Origin of the sequence: Rufibacter sp. XAAS-G3-1, assembly GCF_013623775.1 — a bacterium.
In the GTDB taxonomy this organism is placed as follows: Bacteria; Bacteroidota; Bacteroidia; order Cytophagales; family Hymenobacteraceae; genus Nibribacter.
In genome coordinates, this window is sequence record NZ_JABFAM010000007.1 from 130,921 (window position 1) to 155,339 (window position 24,419).

General features: G+C 51.0%; 22 protein-coding genes. 11 read left to right on the forward strand and 11 right to left on the reverse strand.

Going from position 1 to position 24,419, the window contains the following annotated elements; all coding sequences use genetic code 11:
- Positions 1-39: 39 nt before the first annotated feature.
- Both corA and HHO50_RS09130 read right to left on the reverse strand, forming a co-directional pair.
- Positions 40-1,122, reverse strand: coding sequence for a magnesium/cobalt transporter CorA (gene corA, locus HHO50_RS09125; RefSeq protein WP_255478666.1), 1,083 nt, complete (start codon positions 1,120-1,122; stop codon positions 40-42).
- A gap of 154 nt (positions 1,123-1,276) precedes the next feature.
- Complete coding sequence (locus HHO50_RS09130; RefSeq protein ID WP_181305710.1) at positions 1,277-1,888, reverse strand: YigZ family protein; 612 nt, start codon at positions 1,886-1,888, stop codon at positions 1,277-1,279.
- 164 nt (positions 1,889-2,052) lie between these two features.
- Here HHO50_RS09130 and HHO50_RS09135 point away from each other — a divergent pair, with 164 nt between their 5' ends.
- From HHO50_RS09135 to HHO50_RS09155, 5 genes are all read left to right on the forward strand, one after another.
- On the forward strand, positions 2,053-2,457 hold the full coding sequence (locus HHO50_RS09135; protein ID WP_181305711.1) for an FdtA/QdtA family cupin domain-containing protein: 405 nt from the start codon (positions 2,053-2,055) through the stop codon (positions 2,455-2,457).
- Between the two features lie 216 nt (positions 2,458-2,673).
- The gene (locus HHO50_RS09140; RefSeq protein WP_181305712.1) at positions 2,674-3,606 is read left to right on the forward strand and encodes a GNAT family N-acetyltransferase; all 933 of its coding nucleotides are present in this window, start codon (positions 2,674-2,676) and stop codon (positions 3,604-3,606) included.
- A gap of 26 nt (positions 3,607-3,632) precedes the next feature.
- A complete protein-coding gene (locus tag HHO50_RS09145; protein ID WP_181305713.1) occupies positions 3,633-4,739 on the forward strand; it encodes a DegT/DnrJ/EryC1/StrS aminotransferase family protein in 1,107 nt (368 codons plus the stop codon).
- Between the two features lie 105 nt (positions 4,740-4,844).
- Positions 4,845-6,122, forward strand: a complete 1,278-nt coding sequence (locus tag HHO50_RS09150) for an oligosaccharide flippase family protein (RefSeq protein WP_181305714.1) — start codon at positions 4,845-4,847, stop codon at positions 6,120-6,122.
- Positions 6,119-7,087 (forward strand): glycosyltransferase, encoded by a 969-nt coding sequence (locus HHO50_RS09155; protein WP_181305715.1) that lies wholly within the window; start codon positions 6,119-6,121, stop codon positions 7,085-7,087. The genes HHO50_RS09150 and HHO50_RS09155 overlap by 4 nt, the downstream gene beginning before the upstream one ends.
- Here the strand turns inward: HHO50_RS09155 and HHO50_RS09160 are convergent.
- A complete protein-coding gene (locus HHO50_RS09160) occupies positions 7,011-8,363 on the reverse strand; it encodes a N,N-dimethylformamidase beta subunit family domain-containing protein (RefSeq protein WP_181305716.1) in 1,353 nt (450 codons plus the stop codon). The two genes, HHO50_RS09155 and HHO50_RS09160, sit on opposite strands and share 77 nt — an antisense overlap.
- 76 nt (positions 8,364-8,439) lie before the next feature.
- Entirely contained in the window at positions 8,440-9,234 is a 795-nt protein-coding gene (locus HHO50_RS09165; RefSeq protein WP_181305717.1) for a class I SAM-dependent methyltransferase, read from the reverse strand.
- Between the two features lie 182 nt (positions 9,235-9,416).
- Between HHO50_RS09165 and HHO50_RS09170 the strand changes: the two genes are divergently transcribed.
- On the forward strand, positions 9,417-10,400 hold the full coding sequence (locus HHO50_RS09170; protein WP_181305718.1) for an acyl-ACP desaturase: 984 nt from the start codon (positions 9,417-9,419) through the stop codon (positions 10,398-10,400).
- Positions 10,401-10,796: 396 nt separating this feature from the next.
- Here the strand turns inward: HHO50_RS09170 and HHO50_RS09175 are convergent, their stop codons facing one another.
- Positions 10,797-11,117 (reverse strand): DUF427 domain-containing protein, encoded by a 321-nt coding sequence (locus HHO50_RS09175; RefSeq protein ID WP_370457554.1) that lies wholly within the window; start codon positions 11,115-11,117, stop codon positions 10,797-10,799.
- A gap of 239 nt (positions 11,118-11,356) precedes the next feature.
- Here HHO50_RS09175 and HHO50_RS09180 point away from each other — a divergent pair, with 239 nt between their 5' ends.
- The gene (locus HHO50_RS09180) at positions 11,357-12,457 is read left to right on the forward strand and encodes a VWA domain-containing protein (protein ID WP_181305719.1); all 1,101 of its coding nucleotides are present in this window, start codon (positions 11,357-11,359) and stop codon (positions 12,455-12,457) included.
- A 72-nt stretch (positions 12,458-12,529) separates the two neighbouring features.
- Here HHO50_RS09180 and HHO50_RS09185 read toward each other — a convergent pair whose 3' ends face one another.
- The gene (locus tag HHO50_RS09185; protein ID WP_181305720.1) at positions 12,530-12,700 is read right to left on the reverse strand and encodes a hypothetical protein; all 171 of its coding nucleotides are present in this window, start codon (positions 12,698-12,700) and stop codon (positions 12,530-12,532) included.
- A gap of 106 nt (positions 12,701-12,806) precedes the next feature.
- Between HHO50_RS09185 and HHO50_RS09190 the strand changes: the two genes are divergently transcribed.
- The 3 genes from HHO50_RS09190 (at position 12,807) to HHO50_RS09200 (ending at position 16,944) form a co-directional block, all read left to right on the forward strand.
- Entirely contained in the window at positions 12,807-14,348 is a 1,542-nt protein-coding gene (locus tag HHO50_RS09190; RefSeq protein ID WP_181305721.1) for a sigma 54-interacting transcriptional regulator, read from the forward strand.
- Between the two features lie 277 nt (positions 14,349-14,625).
- Positions 14,626-15,585: a hypothetical protein gene (locus HHO50_RS09195; protein ID WP_181305722.1), complete on the forward strand. Its 960-nt coding sequence runs from the start codon at positions 14,626-14,628 to the stop codon at positions 15,583-15,585.
- A 381-nt stretch (positions 15,586-15,966) separates the two neighbouring features.
- Complete coding sequence (locus HHO50_RS09200) at positions 15,967-16,944, forward strand: hypothetical protein (protein ID WP_181305723.1); 978 nt, start codon at positions 15,967-15,969, stop codon at positions 16,942-16,944.
- A 175-nt stretch (positions 16,945-17,119) separates the two neighbouring features.
- Here the strand turns inward: HHO50_RS09200 and HHO50_RS09205 are convergent, their stop codons facing one another.
- The 5 genes from HHO50_RS09205 to HHO50_RS09225 form a co-directional block, all read right to left on the reverse strand.
- Complete coding sequence (locus HHO50_RS09205) at positions 17,120-17,578, reverse strand: peptidylprolyl isomerase (RefSeq protein WP_181305724.1); 459 nt, start codon at positions 17,576-17,578, stop codon at positions 17,120-17,122.
- A 585-nt stretch (positions 17,579-18,163) separates the two neighbouring features.
- Positions 18,164-19,087: a ribosome small subunit-dependent GTPase A gene (gene rsgA / locus HHO50_RS09210; RefSeq protein WP_181305725.1), complete on the reverse strand. Its 924-nt coding sequence runs from the start codon at positions 19,085-19,087 to the stop codon at positions 18,164-18,166.
- Complete coding sequence (locus HHO50_RS09215; RefSeq protein ID WP_181305726.1) at positions 19,084-20,340, reverse strand: 3-deoxy-D-manno-octulosonic acid transferase; 1,257 nt, start codon at positions 20,338-20,340, stop codon at positions 19,084-19,086. The genes rsgA and HHO50_RS09215 overlap by 4 nt, the downstream gene beginning before the upstream one ends.
- A gap of 650 nt (positions 20,341-20,990) precedes the next feature.
- Positions 20,991-21,620 (reverse strand): peroxiredoxin, encoded by a 630-nt coding sequence (locus HHO50_RS09220; RefSeq protein WP_181305727.1) that lies wholly within the window; start codon positions 21,618-21,620, stop codon positions 20,991-20,993.
- 338 nt (positions 21,621-21,958) lie between these two features.
- A complete protein-coding gene (locus HHO50_RS09225) occupies positions 21,959-23,236 on the reverse strand; it encodes an aspartate kinase (RefSeq protein WP_181305728.1) in 1,278 nt (425 codons plus the stop codon).
- A 123-nt stretch (positions 23,237-23,359) separates the two neighbouring features.
- On the opposite strand from HHO50_RS09225, the gene fbp reads away from it, so the two are divergent.
- Complete coding sequence (fbp, locus tag HHO50_RS09230; RefSeq protein WP_181305729.1) at positions 23,360-24,394, forward strand: class 1 fructose-bisphosphatase; 1,035 nt, start codon at positions 23,360-23,362, stop codon at positions 24,392-24,394.
- Positions 24,395-24,419: the final 25 nt, after the last annotated feature.

Consider the following 24,419-nt stretch of genomic DNA (forward strand, 5'->3'; position numbering starts at 1 on the left):
CTGAAATCAGGCCAAATACGGACTTCGCCTAGGAGAAATTTATTGGTTGGTGAGCCAACCTTTGCGGTAAAAGTAATAAACCATGCCAGATACGATGAGCCCCATAATGCCTAGCAAAGTAACGTAGCCGTAGGGATGATACAGTTCGGGCATGTTGAGCGGGTTGATGCCGCCCCTGGGGTTTTCGCGCGAGAAGTTCATGCCGTACAGCCCCACAATAAAGCTTAAGGGGATGAAGATGGTGGAGATGATGGTTAAGACTTTCATGACCTCGTTCATGCGGTTGCTTACGTTGGACAGGTACAGGTCTGTAAGGCTGCTGGTGATCTCCTTGTAGTTGTCTACCAGGTCAATGAGCTGTACGGCGTGGTCATAGATGTCTTTGAAGTAGATTTTGAGGTCATGCGGAATAAGCTGCTCGTCCATGCGCAGAATTTCGTTGATCTTATCCCGCTCTGGCCAGACAATACGGCGTATTTTCACTACTTCGCGCTTGAGATCCAGAATCTGGCTCAGCAGTTTTTTGCTGGGGTTCTCGAACAGGCAGTCTTCCAGTTCCTCGGCATACTCGCCCAGTTGGGCCATGGCCGGGAAATAATGATCCAGCACTACGTCCATGATGGCATAGGCCACATACATGGCAGACTTCTTCCGGATAGACCCTTTGCCCACCTTGATCCGTTCGCGGAGCGGGTCTAGGCAATCTTCGTAGTCGCTTTGGAAGGTGAGCACGTAGTTGGGGCCGGTGAAGAGGGAGAGTTGGTCATCGTCCAGCTCGTGCCCGGGCGTGAACGCGATCATGCGGGACACAATGAACAGGCGGTTATGGTCTTCCTCTACCTTGGGCCGCTGGTAGTCATTGATCACATCTTCCATCTGTAGGGGATGGATCTGGAAGTCGGCCATAATGCGCTCCAGCAGCTTAATACTGCCGTAGCCGCGCACGTCAATCCAGTGCCGCGCGTGCGGAGCTTGGTGGAACGCTTCCAGCAGAGTGTCATAGTCGGCGAACTCCCGGGATTCATGCAGGTTTTCGTCAAAAGAGACCAGAAACAGCCGGGGGGGCAGCGCCTGCGCCGAGATGGTCAACGAGCCGGGCTTTTGGCCAACGCTTCTTTCCAAGATACTCTTGGTGGGCTGTTTAGAAAGAATGGGAGGAATGCGCATGTGGGTTCTGGGAATAGACGTAACCGGGTAAGCTGGACTTGATACGTAAACCGGAAAGGTAGGGATAAACCTGCTTCGGCGCTATTTTTTGGAAAACAGGGCTAAAACGCTATACCAGAGGCGGCGTTTCGTTTTGGAGAGTGCCGCCGCCTTTCTGCAGCAAGCCCTCTATCTGGGCAAGCAGGCTAGTCCTGACTTCTAAAGTAAGGCGGCAATCCAGGTTGAAGTCCTGCTGTTTAACGGGCAGGTCAAAGTCTTTCACCACTTTCATGATCTCGTTCATCTGTTCGTACCCGAACCGCACGGTGAGGAGCGCGGTTTCATGGCCTTCCACCACCTGGGCTTGTTCCAGCGCTTCCGCGGTAGCGGTTTTGTACGCGTGGATCAAACCGCCCACCCCTAGTTTCACGCCCCCGAAGTACCGGATCACCACCACCAGCACGTTGCTCAGCCCCAAAGACTTGATCTGCCCCAGAATAGGGTCGCCGGCCGAATGGTTGGGTTCGCCGTCATCGTTGGCGCGGTACGTGGCTTTGTCGGCCCCCAGCAGGTAGGCGTAACAGTGGTGGCGGGCATCAAAGTACTGTTTCCGGAGGCCGAGCAGGATGTTTTTCACCTCTTCCTCGGTGCGCACCGGGTAGGCTTTGGAGATGAACTTGCTGCCCTTCTCTTTGTACAGTCCCTCTGCGGGCGCGGCAATGGTGCGGTAGGTGTCCTCCATGGAGCGCAAAAATACGAAACGAATCAGAATAGCAGCCTTCCCCGTTTTAGGGGTGTTTTTGGGAAAATGGCTCAAAAAGGGAATAAGGGAACCCGTTTCTCTGGAGGCACCACCAGAAGCCAGGGCGCGCCTGATTTGTTTTGCTTTGCGTAACTTCGCGCCCCATGATGTCTTCTGAACCCTACCTGCTTTCCTTCCGGTGCCTGCCCGATGCCAGCGGCACGTTGATTTCCACCCAGGATGCCACCGGCCTCCCCTTTGCCGCCAGGCGCGTCTTTTGGGTGTTCGCCCAGGCGCAGGAAACGGAGCGGGGCGGCCATGCCCACCGCACCACCCAAGAAGTTTTGACGGTGGTGCAGGGAAGCGTACGGGTGGTAACGGAGACGGCCCAGGGAAAAGAAGTATTTGCGTTAGCTACGCCTGCCCAAGGGCTGTACATTCCGCCGTTCTGCTGGATTACGGTACACCCATCGCCCGGTGCCATTCTCTGCTGCATGACCTCCACCGTTTTTGAGGAGACGGATTATATCAGGGACAGAGAAGAATTTGAAAGTTTTATTTCAAAATAGGCGAAAGCAAACCCTCTTTCCGTAAAGTTGTTTTCTAAGAGCTTGTTTACATTTGAGGTTTGCAGGCGAAAACGGCCAGAGAAAGGTTCTGCGGAAGCGTTTTTTGAGCCGCGTGACAGCGCTATGGTACTAGGAAAAGGTGAACGCAGGTTCTTTTTATGGCCGTTTGCAGCGCAAAGATGAAATTTAAACATGCTCTAAAAAGGGCAAGACCACATGAAGGTTCTTAGGTATACAGCTGACTACGAAAAAGAATGGAATGACTTGGTGGAAAGTGCAAAGAATGGCCATTTTATGTTCCAGCGGCATTACATGGAATACCATTCCCATAGGTACCAGGATGCGTCCCTCCTGTTTTTCCGTAAACAGAAGCTAGTAGCCGTGCTGCCCGCCCATTTGGACGGCGGCGTTTTTGCCACGCACAAGGGACTTACCTTTGGGGGGGTGATTTGTGATGCCGCAATGACTTTTTCTATGATGCGGGAGGTGTTCGCCTCGCTTTTGGAATATTTAAAGGAACAGAAAGTTTACACGATATTCTATAAAGCTATCCCTTATTGTTACCATAGAATACCAGCCAGCGAAGATATTGCCGTTTTGACGCTGTTAGGCGCACATCTAGCAGCAAGAGATTTAATCAGCGTCATTGACCTAAAGGCTCCCCCGGTAAAGTATTACCGGGGTGTAAGATGGTCTATCCAGAAAGCGCGTAAAATAGGGCTTCGCGTTCAGAAAAGTGAGGAGTGGGAAGGATTCATGGATATTATGCAAAATATTCTCCAGAGGAAATATGGCCGCCAACCGGCTCATGCTTCCTCTGAATTGGTGCAGCTAGCAAAGCGGTTTCCGGAGAATATTCAACTGTATGGGGTATATGATGGAGGTAAGTTGTTAGGTGGAAGCGTATTGTTTATATCTGAACAGGTTGTTCATGCCCAGTATTTAGGGATGAACGAAGAAGGCAGAAGGCTCCGAGCCCTACCTTTTTTCTTAGATACTATTTTTACTCAGTTTAAAAGTACAAAACGCTATTTTAGCTTTGGATCTTCCCAGGATGGAGAGTACGTAAACGAGAGTCTGTACTATTTCAAAGAAAGCATGGGTGCCCGAGCAATGTTACAGGAACAATACCTTCTTTCCTTCAACTAAAATTTTCTTCAAAGCTCAGGCATACCATGCACGTTCCCTTTTTTACCTTCCGTGATTTTCCGGTTGGGCTTCAGCAGCGGGTAGAAGAGGCCCTCTTGACGGAGTTGCGGAAAAACCAGCTCATATTGGGGCCTTCCGTGACGGGGTTCGAGCAGGAATTTGGCCGCTATTTGGGTGGAAGAGAAGTGATTGGGGTGGGAAATGGGTATGATGCCCTGGTGCTGAGTCTGCGGGCCTTGGGAGTAGGCCCCGGCCATGACGTGGTGGTGCCCGCCAACGGCTACATTGCCACCATCAATGCGGTGCAGCAGGTGGGAGCCAAACCCGTCTTTGCCGAGCCCGACAGCCAAACGTATAACATCACCGCCGCCACCGTTTTACCGGTGCTTACGCCTCGTACCAGTGTCATCCTGCCCATTCATTTATATGGCCAGAGCTGCGAAATGGAAGAACTCCTGCACCTGTGTCAGAGCCATAACCTAAAGCTAGTAGAAGACTTCGCGCAGGCGCAGGGCGCGTTGTATAACGGCAAACCAGTGGGCACGTTTGGGAAGGTAAACGCCACCAGTTTCTACCCCACCAAAAACTTAGGCGCCGTAGGTGATGGCGGTGCGGTAGTCACCCAAGATAGCGGCATTGCCAGTTGGGTAAGGCAACACCATAATTATGGACAGTCCAGGCGGTATGAGTATGCGCAGGCAGGCGTCAACTCCCGCCTTGATTCTCTTCAGGCGGCCGTATTGTCAGTAAAGCTTTCCTGCCTGGATGTCCTAAATACGGAGCGAAAACGGTTAGCGGCAATCTACCAGCAGGCCTTGGCCGGAGTAGGTGACCTTTGCCTACCTTGGGTAGTTTCTACGGGCACAGACCACATTTACCACTTATACGTCATCCGTACCAGCCGCCGAGATGCCCTGCAGGAGTTCCTCCAAAAGAAAGATATCCAGACGTTGGTGCACTACCCGGTGCCGCCCCATTTCCAGCCAGCCTACCGGCAGTTGGGATACCGCCGGGGCGATTTCCCCCTCACTGAAGAACTAGCCAGCACCAGCCTGAGCCTGCCTCTCTTCCCCGGTATGACGGAGTTGGAGCAGGCCTGTGTCATAGAGCAGATTCAGCATTTCTTCGGCTGAAAGCCAGCCTCCTTCTTTGCTCTGTTTCAAGGCTGATTTTCCAAAAGGAGCCCTTAAACAGCTGGTAGATTCTGCAACAGAGATCAATTCTTAGTAGTTTGCGCCATGGCCGGAAAGCAGCACATGAAACAATTCCTACAAGGCTCCATTTGGTCGGCATTGTCCACCGTAGCCCGTGCAGGTAGTGCCTTGGTGGTCAATAAATTATTCGCCGTCTATTATGGGCCCAGTGGAATTGCTTTGTTGTCTCACTTTCAAAGCCTTGTTGCACTGCTCACCACGCTGCCCAATAGTGGCGTGAATGTGGGCTTGGTCAGACACCTGGCCCAAGGCAATGTGCGTGATGAAAGATACGCTTCCTTTTTTTGGGCGGGCCTTTGGCTTAACCTGATCACTTTTGTAGGGGTTCTAGGAGGCATTTTCATCTTCCCGTCCTTTTTTTTGGATCGGTTTGATGTCAACGAAGTAATCCAGGGAAATGGAGGTTACGTGTTGCTTGGGGTATTTCTGATTACCCTGCTGCTGCTCCATCTTTTTTGGCTTTCTGTATTGCTGGCCAGGCAAGCCCTGCGCGCGTATGTCTTCTTAAGCCTCTTGACCAGTGGCTGCACCATTACGGTGATGTGGTGGTCTGTTGGGAATGTAACTCTACCGGTAGTGCTATTCTTGTTTTTGGCTGGGCAGGCCATTAGTGGGGTAGTGGGAGGTGTTGTCGTCTATTGCAAAGCATACCTTCCTAAGTGGCACATTGAATTGTCTAAGGAATCTTTCCGGGAATTAGGCAAATTTGTTCTCATGGCGGTCTCCACGCTAGTGGGCGGTAAACTCGCCGATTTTATTGTGCGGGAAGTAGCTATCAGCCGGTTTTCACTTCATGACACGGGCATGTGGCAGGCGGTTGTCCGAATCTCAGATAGCTACACCATGGTATATACCTCAATTTTAGGGATGGTCTATTACCCAAAGGTAGCTTCTTTAGTAACAGAGGAAGATGAATTAAAGAGGTATATAAGGACAATCTTCCTTACGTTAGTACCCCTGCTTGGAGTCTCACTGTTACTGGTGTCAGGGCTGCGGGAATATCTTATCCTGCTCCTATTCAACAAAGATTTTTTACCCGCACAAGCACTTTTTGACTACCAACTAATCGGAGACTTTCTGAAGATGGTGGCATGGATATTATCATACGTAATAGCTGTGCGTGCTCAATTGAAATTATACATCTGCATACAACTGTTTTTCCCGCTGGTCTGTCTCCTGTTGGTGAAGGCGCTTATTCCAATATATGGAATAGAAGGCCTGCCTTTGGCAGGTGCTATTGGGAACGGTTTGTATCTGGTATTTCACCTATATCTGTTCCGTTCATACCTTTTTTACAAATGAGCGTGCCACTGGTTTCCATCATCTGCCTTTGCTATAACCACGCTGCGTTCCTGCGCGAGGCCTTGGACTCTGTTTTGGCGCAAACATATCCTAACCTGGAAGTGCTGGTGGTAGATGACCTGAGCACAGACAGGAGTGTGGAGATTATGGAGGAGTTTGCGCGGGAATTCCCGCAGATCAGGTTTATCCGGCACGGCCAGAACGTAGGCAACTGTGCCTCGTTCAATGAAGCCCTGCAACTCAGCCGGGGGGAGTTCATCATTGATTTTGCCACCGATGACGTCCTGCACCCCGAGCGGGTAGCCCAACAGGTAGCGGCGTTCGGGCAACTGCCCGCTTCTTACGGAGTAGTGTACACCAACGCCGAACTCATAGACGAACAATCTGCTTCCCTGGGCTTTTTCTACGCCCGGTCTGCCACTGGGCAGATCAGCCCGAGGCCGGCTCAAGGAGAGGTCTTCTCAGAGGTTTTGGGCCGATATTTCATTTGCCCGCCCACCATGATGATACGGCGGCAAGTGCTGGAGGAACTGGGAGGCTATGACCCTGCACTGGCCTATGAGGACTTTGATTTCTGGGTGAGATCGGCACGTAACTGGGACTATTATTTCCTGGATCAGCCTTTGTGCAAGCGCCGGATGCATGCGAAGTCACTCTCCAGAAAAGTGTACCAGAAAGGAGACAAGCAGTTGGCTTCTACCATCAAAGTCATCCAAAAGGCCCAAAAGTTAATCAGAACTCCGCAGGAAAGAGAGGCCTTGAGCACCAGAATAAGGTATGAGGCGCGGCACGCCTATCTTACCGCCAATTATCCAGAGGCGGCCCAGCTGTTGCATCTGTTGAGAGAAGAGCAGGGAATGACGGTTACCTACAGAATCCTGCACCTGCTTACGAAGCAACAGGTGCCGTTGCAGTTCCTGCGGCGGTGGTACCACCGGTGGAGGTACGGAGGTACCGCCGCATAAAATTCTGGATCAATTGCGTGAAAACCTGGTCTGTTCCCAGGCCAGAACCGCTTTGGATGGAGCCGGTGTTCAAGACCGCATGAGCGGCAGAAAGCGCCGTGAAGGTTATCTCACCGCCGCCGGTACCATCCCAGGCAGCGTCTTTTTCTTTGTGCACCGTTTCTGCCCCCGCAGAAGTTTTGTTCAATCCTTTGGCTAGCACCAGCGTATGGGCGGGGGTACTCCAGGTGGTTTTGTCGGTTTCATCTCCGCAAATGGGAACGTTGTCCAGCCCTTTTTCACCGAAGCGGTCTCCTTTTTTTACGTGGGTGCCTTCAAAAAGCCAATGGGCAGGTTGCAGAACCTGGTACGGGGCGTACGTGCCCATGCCGGGTTCGGTGAAGTGGGCACCCATAAGCTGCGCCTCGGGGTGAGGGGTGTGCCGCCAGAGACCGCCTCTTTTGGCCTCGTTTTGGAAAAAAGAGGCGTTTTTCCGGCATTCTAGCTGGGTAAAGTTCTGGTGCCAGCGTACCTGCCAGTACACCTGATTTCCGCCTAGCGCAAGCAAAGGTTTATGCTGTTGAAAAACCAGGTTTCGTAAGGCGGTATACATTTTCTCAGAGAAATACTCGGCGTGGTACGCGAGCACCAGCACCTGATAGGTTGCTAGAAGATCAGGATGGGCTTCCAGGAAATAGTCTGGGTAGAGGTCTGCTTGGTGGTGTCGGGAAAACCAATGGTAGATATTGGCCTCAATCCGGAGGTTATGCTGAAGGGGGTGGGTGCCGGAATAGCTTAGGGCAGTGTTGGGCCGCAGGGAAGAGACTAGAGGCGCGTAGCCTTCGCCCAGCGCGTTCCGGTAGAACGACTGGCCACCGTACGCGTTGTACGCCAGCCAGGTGGTCACGGGGGCCAGCACGGCAACTTTAGACGCGGGGGCAGAAACGCCTACCAGAAAATGAATCTCAGAAGAACCTTTCAGAGTTGGGTTGGTCAGCAAGGCGCGGTAATATCCTGGGGCAGCCGTGAGAGGCAACGTAAACTGCCAGCCAATAGACCAGTGACAGCCTTCTTGCGCTTCCTGCACGGCCTCTTTCTGCGGCAATTGGTCAAAGAAGCGTTCGGTGAGTTCATGCCACCCGTTGTTTGCCCCGCAATGCTGCAGCCGGAGGGTATTCTGCGGGAGATCGGCTTTGAGGTGGAAAGAGACGGTCTCGCCGGGTCTGTAGAAAAATTTGTCGGAGTACCCTTCCAGCGGCTGCGGCACCATGTCTGGCGTTACGTCATCAAGGGGCATAGCGGGCTGGGGGCGTAGTCGCCAGGCGAAGTGCTTGAGCGGCCCAACCGTTCTTAGCAGAAATTTATTTACTCGTTTACTGAGCCTCATAAGCAACCGGCGTAGCGACAAAGATACGTTCACCCTTGCCCAGTCCCAATCTGGCTTGTTCTTCTGGGGTGCGGGCAAGGGCATATTCTACCTCTTTTACTTTAAACCCCTGGGCAGCCACCCGCCGGGCGAAGTCCTGGCCGTAGTTCCTGAACCGGTCGGCCTGGCCGTACGCCTGTAACCGTTGGTGGGGGGTGAGGGCATGGGCAACTTCCAGCGTTTTTTCCTGCGGGTGCAGACGGGCCTGCAACAAAAGCTGGCCGGTAGGCCGAAGCACGCGCCGCAGTTCCTGCAGGGCTTGCTTATCTTGGGGCACGTGGGCCAGTACGTGGGAGCAAAGAACCAGGTCAAATGAGGCCGAGGGGTAGGGCAGGGCCTGTAGGTCAACCTGATCCATGGCTACCGGTGAGGTCAGGTCGGCGCTGCGGTAGTTCAGGTTCAGGAGGTTTCTCAGGCGTTTTTGTAAAATAGGCTCCGGAGCCATGTGCAGGGCATCCAAGGCACGTTCCTGTATTCTTACTTGCTCCTGCAGATAGAGCCACAGCAGGCGGTGGCGCTCCAGGGTATGGCACCGCGGACAAAGGGCCTGAAGACGGCGCTCATTCCCGAAGGGCAGAAACGTTCTGAAGGAACCCTCACACAGCGGGCAAAACACCTTATTGCCCAGGTACAGCCAGCCTCTGGAAAGCCAGAAAAGCTTTCGCAGAGAAAGCCGGGCGTTGGCCGGAAGTATTTTCTTTAACAGCGGCAAAAGCATAGAGGCGGGTAAGGTGTTTTTCAAAGTTAAATAAAACCGCTGTTTCCCGGGCAGAGATAAATACTGACACCTTGTAAGAGGATTTTACGTAGTAGAAGAATTGGAAATATGGCGTTGGAATAGCAGGTTTGCGTACGAGTTCGGCTCAGTCATCAAGCATTCTGCTTAAAAAGTAATATATTTGTTCTTCCATATCTAAAGAATTTATGATTAATAATGCCTTAGCCACCCGTTCAGAGGTGATGATATATGTGGAGAAGTTCCTGGACACGGCCCTACCTGAGTTCCTGAAATCTGTGGAAGATAGCTGGCAGCCCGCCGATTTTTTGCCAGACGCCAGAATGGATTCGTTCTTTGACGAAGTCCGTGATTTGAAAGAGCGCGCCCGGGAGCTTTCCTATGACTTACTTGCCGTTCTCATTGGCGACACCATCACCGAGGAGGCCCTGCCTACCTATGAGAGCTGGATCATGAGCATCAAAGAGGTGAACACCAACCCCAACAGTTCCTGGATGAAGTGGAACCGCGGCTGGACTTCTGAGGAAAACCGCCACGGCGATTTGCTTAACCGCTACCTGTACCTGACCGGCCGCATTGACATGCGCCAGATGGAAGCCTCTACCCAATACCTGATTGCCGACGGCATGGACATCAAAACCGATGATGACCCGTACCGCAGCTTCGTCTACACCTCGTTCCAGGAAACGGCGACCAACGTGTCGCACCGCCGCGTGGGCGCCCTGGCCAAACAAGCCGGCGAAACCACGCTGTCCAGAATCTGCAACTACATTGCCGCCGATGAAGGGCGCCACGCCAAGGCGTACAAAACTTTTGTGAAGAAAATCTTTGAGGTAGACCCGTCTGAGATGATGATCGCCTTTGAAGACATGATGCGCAAGAAGATTGTGATGCCCGCCCACTACCTGCGCGAACTAGGCATTGACCAAGGCCAGACCTTCGGGCACTTCACAGATGCCGCCCAGCGCATTGGCGTGTACACGTCTTCAGACTACGTGGAGATCATGGAAACCCTCATCAGAGAATGGAAAATCTCCAGCATGACCGGGCTCAACGAAGCCGGTGAACGCGCCCGCGACTACTTAATGGGCCTGCCCAACCGCCTGCGCCGGGTGGCCGACCGGTTGCGCGTCCCAGAACTGCAATACAAGTTCAAATGGATTGACAACTAAGCGCCAAGCCGTTTTCGGCCTCTTTTCCATAAAACAAAACAAAAACGCCCCTCAGATTTCTGAAGGGCGTTTTTGTTTTCAATCACTCTTTATACACCATCTAACTGTTGCAACTGATGTTACGCAGAAAGCACTTCACTCCCGCTCAGTGGGGACTCCGCTAATGCGTTTCGGGGCTGGTTTCAGGAAAACAGGCTTGAAACGGCATTGGCGTAGACGCTCGCAGGTTTAAAGACGCTACGAGGTCTTTGGAGCGGGCGGCATCGCGGAAGCAGGCGCGAGACTCCTGTCTCGTGACAAAGGATGAAGCGAGTCTCCAGACTCGCCGGGAGCCACCAGCAAGATTGCGTAACGTCAGTAGGCAATTGCTGGAGCGACTGGAGCGAAAAGTACGCCTTAGTTTTTGCCCACCACCTGCACGCCTTTCCAGAAGGCAATGAAGCCTTCAATCTCTTTTGCGGTCTCCTCCTGCGGTTTTGGGTACGTCCAGGCGGCATCTGGGTTCTCAAAATGGCCCACCTGCACCGAATAATACGACGCCTCCCCTTTGCGGGAACACACAGAATGCCGGTTGCTGGGTTTGAAGAACTCCCACCGCAGCGAGGAAGGCGGAAAGTAATAGTTTCCGTCTACTTCAATGGTGGTGTCACTCTCGGCAAGAATCGTATTTTTCCAGATGGCGCGCATAAAAGAAATGGTATTATGTTGATGATTCAATAGGACTTATTTTTGTTATTTACTCCTTTTAAGGCAGAAGGTTACCTTTCACAAGAACATTTCCGTTTACACGTTGTTAGTGATAGATACAAGAGACAGGACGTAAGACACAAGATTTTTTCACTACTTGCCTTTGGTGTGGCGCTCGCCATTAGCGGGTATGGTATAGAAAAGCATAGTACCTGGCAGGTAAGTTCTGTGTCTTACGTCCTGTATCTTGTGTCTACAAAACGAATTTTATGGCAGCCGGATATAGATTCACCGATTACGTTCCGGAGGAACCCAAAGACAAGGGCTTTGACTCGTTGCTCCAGATTTTCCTCCAATTGATTACCCTCACCGCCGGTGACGTGGCCGAAGCCATGTCTTGGATGAGTGAGATGGACAAGCGCTACAACCTCACCGATGATTCTTACGGGCTGGGCGATTTCTTTGAAGACCTCAAGAAAAACGGCTACATAGATGACAAAGGCCCCGACGGGCAGTTCAAGCTACAGGCCAAGGGCGAGCAGAAAATCAGGAAAAGCGCGCTGGAAGAAATCTTCGGGAAACTGAAGCGGGGAGGCCGCGGAAACCACACCACGCCCAAAACCGGCATTGGCGACGAGGCCTCGGCCGACCGCCGTGAGTTCCGCTTCGGCGATGCGCCCGAGCAAATTGAACTCACCGAGTCCATCCGCAACGCGCAGATTCAGCACGGCATTTCAGATGATTTCTTCCTCACCGAGCAAGACCTGGAGGTAACCGAGCGCGAGCACAAAACGCAGACCAGTACCGTGCTCATGATAGACATCTCGCACTCCATGATTCTGTACGGCGAAGACCGCATCACGCCCGCCAAGAAAGTAGCCATGGCCCTGGCCGAACTGGTGAAAATCAAGTACCCCAAAGACAACCTGGACATTATTGTGTTCGGGAACGATGCCTGGCAGATTACGGTCAAAGACTTGCCGTACCTCATGGTGGGGCCGTACCACACCAACACCGTGGCCGGGCTGGAACTGGCCATGGATTTGCTGCGCCGCCGCAAGACCAGCAACAAGCAGATCTTCATGATCACCGACGGTAAACCCACCTGTTTGAAAGAAGGACTGAAGTACTATAAAAACAGTTTCGGGCTAGACCGCAAAGTGGTGAACAAGACGCTGAACCTGGCCGCGCAGTGCCGTCGGCTGAACATTCCCATCACCACCTTCATGATCGCCACAGACCCGTACCTGCAGCAGTTTGTGGAGGAATTCACCCAGGTGAACAACGGGCAGGCGTACTACAGCAGCCTCAAAGGTCTGGGAGATTTGGTGTTCCGGGACTACGGCCGCAACAAGAAGAAACGGATGTGATTCATCTGCCGCCGTTTTCAGGCTGTTTTCTTAAAAGGAGCTTGAAAACGGAATTGGAGCTGAGCGTTCGGGTTATTTGCCTCCCTTGGGCTTGTTGAGAAGGTTGCCCCAAATGCCCCACCCAATGCTAATGGCAATCATGAGGTAGAAGACAGGTTTGTCAATGACGTGGGTCATACGTAACAAAGCACCGGTAACCGCAAGAGCGGTGGCTGCAAAATAGGCCAGGGAGGACATTTTCATAGAAAGTAAAATCAAAAATAAACATAGATAAAATTTTCTGTTTTCGGCCTGTTTTCTGGAAAACAAGCTCAAAACCATCAGCACTCAACCATCAGCAATTAAAAGCATGCTTTATACAGATATACCTGCAGAGCAACTGCAAAAAATCAAGACCCTGGGCCAACTGAAGGCCGCCGGCTATGAGCCGCGAAGCGTGAAAGAAGAACTGCGCGCCAACCTCATCAAAAAACTGAGCAGCGGCGAAGAAGTGTTTCCCGGCATTTACGGCTACGAGGAAACCGTGATCCCAGACCTGCAACGCGCCATTTTGAGCCGCCACCACATTAACCTGCTGGGCTTGCGCGGTCAGGCCAAGACCCGTATTGCGCGTCTGTTGGTGCAATTGCTGGACGAGTACATTCCCGTAGTGGCCGGTTCTGAACTGAACGATGACCCCTTGCAGCCGCTTTCCCGCTTCGCCCTGGACCAGATTGCCCACCACGGGGATGAAACCGCCATCGGCTGGCTCCACCGCGACGAACGCTACACCGAGAAACTGGCCACGCCAGACGTGTCGGTGGCCGACTTAATCGGCGACGCCGACCCCATCAAAGCGGCCACTCTGAAGCTGCCGTACTCAGATGAACGCGTGATTCACTTCGGCTTAATCCCGAGGGCGCACCGCGGTATCTTCGTGATCAATGAACTGCCCGATTTGCAGGCCCGGATTCAGGTTTCCTTGTTCAACATTCTGCAGGAAGGCGACATCCAGATCAGGGGGTTCAAGATCAGGCTTCCGTTGGACATTCAGTTTGTGTTCACCGCCAACCCCGAGGACTACACCAACCGGGGTTCTATTGTAACCCCGCTCAAAGACCGGATTGACTCCCAGATCATCACGCACTACCCCAAAAGCATTGAGATTGGGAAAAGCATCACCAAACAGGAGGCGCGTATTACCAAAGCCCAGCAGAACCGCGTGAAAGGCCATGAACTCATCCATGACTTGGTGGAGCAGATTGCCTTTGAGGCCCGCGAGAGTGAGTACGTAGACGCCAAAAGCGGGGTCTCGGCCCGTCTAACCATCTCGGCGTACGAGAGCGTGGTGAGTGCTGCCGAAAGACGCGTGCTCCTCAACGGCGAAGCCACTACCCACGTGCGCATCGCAGATTTTCTGGCCGCGGTTCCGGCCGTCACCGGCAAGGTGGAGTTGGTGTACGAAGGCGAGCAGGAAGGGGCCGGGGGCGTGGCCTACCGGTTAATGGGCAAAGCCATCCGCACGCAGTTCCTGCATTACTTCCCAGACCCAGACAAGTTCAAGAAGCAGAAGGAGAAAGACCCCTACAAGAAAGTGACCGCCTGGTTCTCTGATGGCCACACCCTGGATTTGCTCAACGATGCCTCAGACGCCGAGTACAAACGCGAACTGAACCAAGTGCCGGGCCTTTCTGAGGTGGTGAACAAATTCCAGCCCACGCCACAGAGCGAAGCCGAGCACCTCTTCTGGATGGAGTTCTGCCTGCACGGCCTGGCCGAGTATAGCCTTATTTCCCGCAACCGCCTTACTGCCGGGCTCCAGTTCAAAGACCTACTCAGCAGCATGTTCTCCGGCGGCGGCTTCTCCCTGAGCGAAGACGATGACGACGATGATGACAATGACCGTTTTTAAGCCGTTTTCCTGAAAACAGGCCCTAAACGCTAATTCCCCAAACCGCCGAGGCAAAAGATGTCTCGGCGGTTTGGTGTTTAAGGAAGTTTTGGTCTCTACAAGATGCCGTAGAGAAAGTGAATGGATTATAGTAGAGGTGCCTCATTCATTGATTTAACTTAGCTTCCGGTTACCTCTTTTGTGCGTTGACGTAACTCCAAAGGAAATTTGGTAATTTGGGCCTTTTCCTCCTTCTAAGTTTGAAGAAGGTATTTCCCTGACTATTATGCTCCGCTACTTGAAACATGCTGCCATAGACTATGAAAAGTGGGATGCTTGCCTAACTAAAGCATCTAATGGGATGATCTATGGCTTTTCTTGGTACTTGGATATTGTTTCACCCGGGTGGGCTGCTATAGTGAAGGAGGAAAGAGGTGAGTATGAAGCAGTAATGCCCCTTCCAGTGGCCCGCAAATTTGGTATCTTGTACCTAAGACAACCTTTGTTTGCCCAGCAATTGGGTGTGTTCTACCAACAGCCTATAACTGAAGAGGAGTGGGTGGAAATAGGAAGGTTGTTAACAAGTAAGTTCCAAATGATTTCCCGGTATGAGTTCAATACTGAGAACTTTAAGGCAGTGCCTACCACAGGGGCTGATTTGGAGAGCAGACTCTTTACTACCTACCATTTGGATCTTTCGCAGGACTATGGCAGCATAGTATCTAGGTACCGAAAAGATAGACGTTGGCGGATTAACAAAGCGAAGCGTAGTAAATTAACCATCAAGCCAAGTGTTGACATTGACTTGATGCTTGATATATTTCATTTGTACGTTACTCCAAAAATTGAAGGTGTGATAGGTGAAGCGTATGAATATAGGCTAATTCGGCAACTTTACGGCGAGGCGAAACGCCGCAGAATGGCTTTCATGTATCAGGTTGAAAATGAAGAAGAGCAGGTATTGGCCATGGGGCTTTTCTTTCTCTTCCACAAGAAGATGATCTACATCTACAATGCTTCTACGCCAGAGGGCAAGCGCCTGGGAGGTATTTCACTGTTAGTAGACTATGTATTACATAAGTACGCAGGGCAAGAGATTGTTTTTGATTTTGAGGCACCTGAAGTAGACCACATTGCTGATTTCTATAGTAGTTTTGGCTCTGTTAAAACACATTTTCTTTCTATCTCAAGAAATAACTTGCCCGCACCATTAAAGTTGCTAAAAAGGCTCCGCATGAAATGGTATCAGTCAAAGTAAATGGGATTTTATTTCTGCGAACCAGAAATAAAGAGAAAAGTGACTCAATAGAGTTCGCTTTGATGTAAGACAGGTATTCTTTTTATGAATACTTATTTATAACAAGAGGCTGTTTAGAGTTTCAGGCCTGTTTCTGTAAAAGTAGCCTGAAAACGACGGTACAAGCTTCTGCATGCGGCAGTGTACAGCTAAACCTTTCTCTGGTTAGTTGAGCCAGCAAACCTCAAATTTAAACAAGCTCTAAAAACAAAAGTATAACCAGATGCTTGCCCCAGAGGAATTGTATTAACTGCCGGTGAATGAAAACTCTAAAAGGTTCTAAGCTTTCCACCCAAACATCTCTCTTTATTTTGTTTTAAACAATTCGCTTTCCTAATCTTAATGCTACGTTACCTAACACATGACCAGATAAATATATCTTACTGGGACAACTGTATTGATAAAGCTCCTAACGGCTTAATTTATGCGCTATCCTGGTATTTGGATATAGTATCTCCTGGTTGGCACGCCATTGTGAAAGAAGAAGGCAATGCCTATGTTGCAGTACTGCCTATCCCAGTTGCACGTAAATTTGGAATGTTTTATATGCATAAGCCTTTGTTTTCTCAACAATCAGGATTGTTCTATATAACCAAAATATCTCAAAAAGACTGGGCTGATATACGTGAGCTGCTTTTTAATAAAATAAAGTTAATTTCCAGATATGACTTCAATGTAGGAAATGAAGAGTTGTTAGATGCAGGTCTCCACGGATATACACATAAGGTTTTCAGTACCTATCATTTACCCTTGGCCTCAGCATATGAAAGTGTTGTGTCTGGGTACAAGAAAGATAGAAGATGGCGCATTAACAAAGCTAAGAGAAGTGGGTTAACTATTAAGGCGACAGATAATATTAATCCGTTACTTTCAATATTTCATGAAAATGTTGCGCCTAAGATTCAAGGGGTCATAGGTGAAGCGTATGAATACAAAATGCTCCGGCAGCTTTATCAAGAGACAAAGAACAGAAGCATGAGTAGTATTTATATAGCAATAGATGAAGAGGGCCATGTGCAGGCCTCAGCACTTTTCTTTCTGTTTAAAAAGAAGTTGACCTTTATTATGAACTCTTCCACGCCAGAAGGTAAAAGAAAGGGAGGCGTATCTTTGATAATTGATTATGTGCTAAAGCAGTATTCTGAACAGGATTTGGTTTTTGACTTTGAATCTCCAGAAGATATAGAAACCTTGGCCGACTTCTTTGATAGTTTCGGCGCGGAAAAAGCGCCCTTTCTGTCTATCTCCTTAAACAATTTGCCTGCCCCAATCAAACTACTAAAAAGTTTAAGAAGGTGGTGGTACCAACGCGGGAAATAGATGGCTCATCACGGTACTGGGTTTACTGACTGCTTTTGTGTTAAGCCGCGTTGGTGCCTGCACCCCCTGAACTCAGTTTTAGGGCTGATTTTAACAAAATAGCCGGAAAACGTCTGTCTTCCGGCTATTTCTTCTTATGGTATAATAATCAGGAAAAGCTTTCCGCCAATTCTGGTTAGGCCTCGTTTACGACAATCTTCTCAATTCTGTCACCGGCTTTGATGGTGTCAATCACCTCCAGGCCTTCCACTACTTTCCCAAAGCAGGTGTGGTTGCGGTCTAGGTGGGCGGTGTTGTTGCGGCTGTGGCAGATGAAGAACTGTGAGCCGCCGGTGTTGCGGCCTGCGTGGGCCATAGACAACACGCCACGGTCGTGGTACTGATTGTCGCCGGTTAGTTCGCAGTCAATTTTGTAACCCGGGCCCCCCGTGCCGGGCATGCCTTTGGCACCTTCGCGGGAGTTAGGGCAACCACCCTGAATCACAAAATCTGGGAGTACACGGTGAAACGTAAGGCCATCATAGAAACCTTCTTTGGCCAGTTTAGTGAAGTTTTCAACGGCTTTAGGGGCGTCTTTCTCGTAGAACTCTACTTTCATGACACCCTTTGGGGTATGGATTTCTGCGGTTTTCATCTTTTTAAGGTGCTAAGTAATGTGCTAATGAATGTGCTAAGGTGTTAATAAAGCGGAAGGAATCTAAGGAATGGTTCTAACAGGCCCTTCCGTCTGTGCACAAAGGTACAAATTTTAGGGCTAACGCCTATGTGCCCCCAACCAGGAAATACATCTGCTATTTTAGGCATTTAATAGAGGCTTCTCTGAAACACGAAACCCACCCTTACCCCCTCCAAGGCTCATCTTGTAGGGAAAAAATCTTTTCTAGCTCTTCGGGAGTTTTACTCCCGAATCTGCCTGCAGCGGAGTTCTACTCCGCTGGGAACCACGGGCAGGTATTGCAAAGGAAGGGGAGTAGAACTCCCCGGCAGCTTGCTTCCGGAGTAGAACTCCGAAAGAGCGGTCTGATTCTCTGGGATTCTCAGAATATAATTAGCCGCTCATTTTTTCCTGCAAGATTAGCTCCAAGGAGGGGAACCCTCAATATTATTTTGGAATCGGGAATCATAAGCGAATCAGCCATTCAAGAGCGATCTTAGATCCATTTTTCAAAAAACAGCCCTAAAACAAACTCAGGACTCAAGACTCAAAACTATTTAAATCCTACCGGTGCGTGTCTTCGTCTTGCAGCAGGCTCAGGTAGCTTTCGTAGCGGGGTAAGGCGATTTTCCCTTTCTTGACGGCTTCCTGCACCACACAACCCGGTTCGTTGACGTGCACACAGTTGTGGAAACGGCATTTGTTCAGGCGCGCGCGCATCTCGGGGAAGTAGTGGGCAATCTCTTCGCGCTTCATCTCCACCACGCCCAGTTCTTTGATGCCGGGAGTGTCAATGAGATAGGTGCCGGGTTCCACCTCAAACATCTCGGCGAAGGTGGTGGTGTGCACGCCTTTGTCTGAGAACGCCGAAATCTCCGAGGTTTTAATGTCCAGATCGGGAACCAGGGCGTTCACCAGGGTGCTCTTGCCCACGCCGGAGTGGCCGGTGAACAGAGATACTTTCTGGGCCAGCAAACCTTGCACCTGGGGCAGACCTTCGCCTGTATGGGCGGAAAGCGGATAGCACGGATACCCAATCTGGCGGTAGAGTTGCATGACCTGGTGCATGTAGCCCCGGGCTTCCTCGTCATACAAATCCAGTTTGTTGAAAAGCAGGATGGCCGGAATCTGGTACGCCTCGGCGGTCACCAGAAAACGGTCAATAAACCCAAAGGAAGTGCGCGGCGAAACCAACGTCACCACCAGAAACGCCTGATCTAAGTTGGAGGCCACAATGTGGGCGTGATGCGCCTTGTGGGTAGACTTCCGGATGATGTAGTTGCGCCGGGGCTTTATTTCCGTGATCACGCCCTGCTGCTCGCCGCCTTCGGGTTCCAGCGTCACGTCATCGCCCACGGCAAGGGGGTTGCTTACCTTTAAGCCTTTGTTTTTGAATTTTCCGCGAAGGCGGCATTTGTACAGCAGACCATCTGCGTGGTCGCGCACCAAATACCAAGAACCCGTTGATTTTACTACAGTGCCTGTCATGCTTGGCGCGAAGGTAACCAATATTCTAACGAAGTTAAGATACGGTCAGTAGCCCCGGCCTGTTTTTGCAGATATGCCTGGGTGGCCGCCTTGATTTCTTCTCGCGGAGCAGGGTTCTCATGCACCGCTGAAAAGGCTTTGCTCAGTTCCTGGGTGGAGTGTACGCTGAAGGCAACACCGGCCTCCACCAGATCAATCGCCTCCTGAAACTTGGCGTATTTGGGCCCGAAGAAAATAGGTGGCCCAAAGGCGGCGGGTTCCAGCGTATTATGCAGACCTTTCCCGAAGGCTCCGCCCACGTACGCGTAATCGCTGTACTGGTAAAGGCTGGACAGCATGCCAATGTTGTCAATGAGCAGAAGGCGGTAAGAGGCCACGGTAGCGGCATCGGCTTTTGAGAACCGAATGGCCTGGCCGGCAAATTGCTCTTCCACCCCGCTTAGTTCCTTGTCTTTGATTTCGTGCGGGGCCAGAATGAACTTGAGCGTAGGCAACTGTTCCTGCATGAAAGGAAGAAGCACCTGTAGGTCTTCGGGCCAACTGCTGCCAATCACCATCACGGGCGAATGGTCTTTGAACGCCTCTGCTACGGGAATGGGCGCGGCGTTTTTAGCCGTTTGCAGCACCCGGTCTACGCGCGTGTCACCGGCGGTGCTCACTCTGGTGAAATCAATGCTGGCCAGAAGCCGGGCCGATGCTGCGTTTTGGGTGTAGATATGCGTAAACCGCTCCAGAATGCGCCGGTAAAAGCCGCCGTTCTTCCGGAAATAGATCTGGTTGGGCCTGAAAATGGCCGAAACCGAAAACAGCGGAATATGGCGTTGGCGCAGGGCTTTGGTGTAATGGTGCCAGAACTCATACTTCACAAAAACGGCCAGCGTGGGCTGCACCAGGGAAAGGAATTGCTGGGCGTTCTGGGCGGTATCTAGCGGCAGATAGAAGATAAAGTCTGCCCCGGCATAGTTCTTCCGGACTTCATAGCCCGAAGGGGAGAAGAACGTGAGGACAATCTTATACTGGGGGAATTTCTGCTTGAATGCTTCTATGAGCGGGCGGCCCTGTTCAAACTCGCCCAGGCTGGCGCAATGGAACCAGGCCACCGGTGCGGTGTTGTCCCGAAGCTTTTGGGCTATCTCCTCAAAAATCTCCTTCCGTCCGTTCACCCACTGGGCCGCTTTAGGGCTGAAAGGAGCCGCCAACCGCACACCCAAACCATAGGCCCGTACACCAACTTCGTATAGAATCTTTGACATGACTTAACGGGGGTTATTAAGCTCTAAGTAGCAAGACAAATTAACCTATCTATTTTTCCCTCCTGAAAGGATCTTGTGGGCGAACTAGAAAAGCGGTCAATAAACGCCATTGCCGTTCGCCACCTAGAGCCTTCCAGGAAAACAAGGAGAGAAGAATATATAGTTATTTCTGTACAATTACTTAAAAGCGAGAATTACTGGCATTGTGTAGCTGTTTAAACGGCCAGTAAAGTAAAGATACAGCGGAATTTCAAGGGAGACGCAGTATGACGGTAAATTTAACCATTTGTTAGCATTTGCTTTACGGAACGGTTTTAGGGGCGTTTTCCCAAAATCAGCCCAAAATCCATACGTTTGCCCATAGAGGTGAGAACTGGTAGCGGGTGTTCCGCATTTCTGCCGGTGGTTCCCGGCGAGTCTGGAGACTCGCTTCATCCCAAGTCACGAGACTGGAGTCTCGCGCTAGTTTACGTAAAACCTGTGAGGTCTTTAAGACCTCACAGGTTTTCGCGTTTTCAGGCTGTTTTCCGTAAAACAGCCCGAAAACGAATTAGCAATGGGTGGGGCCACGCTTTCTGCGCAATATTAGTTAGCAATAAAAAAGCTCCCGTTTAGGGCGGGAGCTTTTTGGTAAGGTAAGGAGTGGGAGACTAGCGGGTAGCCAGGTAAGAAGAAACTCCCTCGCGGGTAGCTTCCATTCCTTCTTGGCCTTCTTCCCAGTTGGCTGGGCAGACTTCGCCTTTTTCCTCAAAGTACTGCAACGCGTCTACCATTCTAAGGGCTTCGTCAATGCTGCGGCCCAGTGGCATGTCATTCACCACCTGATGACGTACAATGCCTTGCTTGTCAATCAGGAACAGGCCGCGGTAGGCTACCGGCTCGCCTACAAAGATCAGTTCGCCTTCTTCATTGTAGTCATAGTGACCCGCCAATACATCATAGTTAGAAGAGATGGTTTTGGTGGCATCGGCTACAAGTGGGTACGTTACGCCTTCAATACCACCTTTGTCGCGGGGCGTGTTCAACCAGGCCCAGTGTGACTGGTGGGTGTCTGTAGAGCAACCAACCACGGCTACGCCTTTGCGGGTGAATTCCTCTAAACGATCCTGGAATGCAATGATCTCTGTGGGGCATACAAAGGTGAAGTCCATTGGGTAGAAGAAGAACACAACGTGCTGCTTTCCAATATATTGGTCTAAGGAAAAGTCTTCTTCAAATTCTAAATCTACTACCGCTGTAGTTTTAAAAGATGGTGCTTTTTTACCTACTAATACTGCCATTGTTTAAAGTGATTTTAAATGTGTCTGTAAGAAAAATCCCCTTGGGGTGAGAGAAAACACCCCCCGCGAATTGTGGCGCAAAGGTAAGACATGGCCTTTTACCCTGCAAAAAAGAAAGATTCTGTGCCTTTAAACTATGCTTGGGACTTGGTTACCTTAAGTAAACCAATTGACTATAAGTGGAATAGTGCAAAATATGAAAAAATCTTCTGGAGGTGAATTCAAGTGGTCTGGTACGGCCAGACTACCCCTTGGTTTGGGTGTGATTTTGACAAAACAGCCCTAAAACCGCTTCTCCTTTCAGACTACCAAGGCCTTGCTTAAACCAACGCTTTAGCTTAGTGAGGGAAGTCCTGGGTGGGGCGGCAGACAAACTGGAAGGTCTGGCGGCTGCGCTGCTCCAGGAGGATTTCCTTCCCGCTGGTTAATTTTTCAAGGCTGGCCTGGTCATAGTTTTTGATGGTGAACAGGTGCAGCGGCTGGTTGTAGAGAATCACGAATTCTTGGGCCAGTTCTGCCTTCAAGGCCTCTACTCTGGCCTCATCTGCATCTACACACGTGGAGAAAGAAATGGCGGAGTTCTGCATGAGGTTGATCTTGAGCCGATGTTTGCTCAGGGCCTGGAAAATGGAGCTGAGGTGCTGCTCAGAAATAAACCCGAAGTCTTTGGTGTGGAAGGAGAGCAGGCATTGGTGCTGTTTCAGGATAAAGGAAGGGGCAATGCGGTCATGCTGGCAATTCCAGATGACGGTACCCGGCTGGTCTGGGTGCAGGAACGATTTCACGTATAGCGGAATGCAGCGTTGGGCCAGCGGCTGCACCGTCTTGGGGTGAATGACCGAAGCCCCGTAATACGCCATCTCAATCGCTTCCTGGTAGGCAATCTCCTCATACCTGATGGTGTCCCGGAAAAGCTTGGGATCTGCGTTAAGAAGACCGGGTACGTCTTTCCAGATGGTAAGCGATTCGGCCTGCAGGCAGTAGGCGAAAATGGCGGCGCTGAAATCTGAGCCTTCCCGCCCCAGCGTGGTGGTGGCACCCTGGGCGGTGCGGCCTATGAAGCCTTGGGTAATGATGGGGCTCTCTTGCAGCACCGCAGGAAGGTGTTGTTGGATCTGTTGCTCCGTCCAGTCCCAGTCCAGGCGGCCTTCGCGCCAGGTAGCATCGGTACGCAGGTACTCACGGCAGTCGAGCCACTGGTTCTGGAAACCCCGGCTGCCCAGGTAATGATGCAGAAGCAGGCTGGAGAGCAGTTCGCCCACGCTTATGATCTGATCATACTGCCGGTCAAAGTCGTGGGGTTGAACAGTTTGCAGCGCGTCTTCTAAATACGTGAATTGATTCTGGAGGGAGGCGTATGCCGGGTGATCCGTTGCCGGGAAAAGCTCCTGTGCAATCTCCTGGTGGTAGTGCCGCATCTCCTGCAACGCATGGGAGTAATCTTCTTGCCTGAACGCCTGCCCAAACACTTTCTCCAGCGCATTCGTGGTTTTGCCCATGGCCGAAACAACCACCAGAATCTTCTCAGTAGTGGGCACTGTGGTCAGAATATGCAAGACATTCCTGAACGCTTCGGCGTTCTTGACAGATGCTCCTCCAAATTTGTAAACAATCATTTAAATGCGGGTGTTTTGTAAATGTGTTAAATACGGTGTATTTGGTATTTGTTTAATTGCTATTTTTGTAAATGAAGCAGTAAGCTGTTGTAATCTTATCGGTTCACTTATCTACCTTATCCTATGACACTAAAAGAAAACCTGGCTCTTCCGGTGGGCACCACCCTTGACCGTTTCATCATGCGGAAACAAGAAGATTTCCCCTATGCCACCGGTGAATTGTCTCAGTTGCTCCGCGACATAGCGTTGGCGGCAAAAATAGTAAACCGCGCCATAAACCATGCGGGTCTTACAGATATTGGAGGAGCCTACGGGAAACAGAACGTGCAGGGAGAAGATCAGCAGAAGTTAGACGTGGTGGCCAACATCCGCTTCATACGGGCTCTGCGCAACGGCGGCGAGGTATGCGCCGTTATTTCTGAGGAAGAGGAAGATGTGATCCATACCGGCAACAACAAAGGCAAGTACATTGTGGCCATTGACCCGCTGGACGGTTCTTCCAACATTGACGTGAACGTGTCCATAGGGACTATTTTCTCTATTTACCGCCGCATCTCTGAGACAGGGACGGAGGCTACCATGGAAGACTTTTTCCAGAAAGGCACGGAGCAAGTGGCCGCCGGGTACGTGATCTATGGCTCCAGCACCATGCTGGTGTACACCACCGGCAATGGCGTGAACGGGTTTACGTATGAGACCTCCCTGGGCGAGTTCTTCCTGTCGCACCCCAACATTACCACGCCCAAAAATGGCAATATCTATTCTGTCAACGAAGGCGGCTTCAACCATTTCCCAGAAAGCATCAAGCATTACGTAGAGCTGTGCCGCGTGCGGAACTACGCTGCCCGTTACATTGGATCCTTGGTGGCCGATTTCCACCGAAATTTGCTCAAAGGCGGTATTTACTTGTACCCCAATACGTTGAAATCGCCGGGAGGCAAACTTAGATTACTGTATGAGTGTAACGCCCTGGCATTTCTGGTGGAACAGGCCGGCGGGAAAGCGTCTGACGGTCGTCAGCGCATTCTGGAGATTCAACCTTCTGAACTGCACCAGCGCTGCACCTTTTACATAGGGTCTAAGGAAATGGTAGATGAAGTGGAGAACTTGCTGGTAGCCAGGGAAAGACCGGCCAGAGCCGCTTCTGTGTTGGCGTAAACCGCCCCTTTTTGGCAAATTAAGC